This is a genomic window from Zoogloea sp. LCSB751 (assembly GCF_002028455.1).
Classification (GTDB): Bacteria; Pseudomonadota; Gammaproteobacteria; order Burkholderiales; family Rhodocyclaceae; genus Zoogloea.
The window spans coordinates 1-250 of sequence record NZ_MWUM01000442.1 but is presented as its reverse complement, the minus strand read 5'-3'; the positions used below and the strand labels follow the sequence as shown (position 1 = coordinate 250).

Annotated in this window: 1 protein-coding gene; it reads left to right on the top strand. The window is 66.8% G+C overall.

The features are described from left to right. On the top strand, nucleotides 1–250 hold a 250-nt coding region (locus B4920_RS27265), incomplete at both ends, for a hypothetical protein (protein ID WP_216820108.1).

Genomic DNA, 250 nt, shown 5'->3' with positions numbered 1-250 from the left:
TACCTCCGACAACCCGACCCCCTACCTGAACCTGAGCTACCTGACGGTGGCGCGCGACAACCTGAAACAGAGCGTGGCGGATCTGCTGGGCCTGCGTCTAGCGGTGGGGTTGGCCAATGCCAAGGGTGCCATCGGCACCGCCGGCAGCCTCAAGGTGCACTTCCTGGGTCACTCCCTGGGTGCCATCGCGGGCGCCAACCTGCTGGCGGTGGCCAACCAGTCCATCGGCAATCCCCAGGCCGATGCCCTG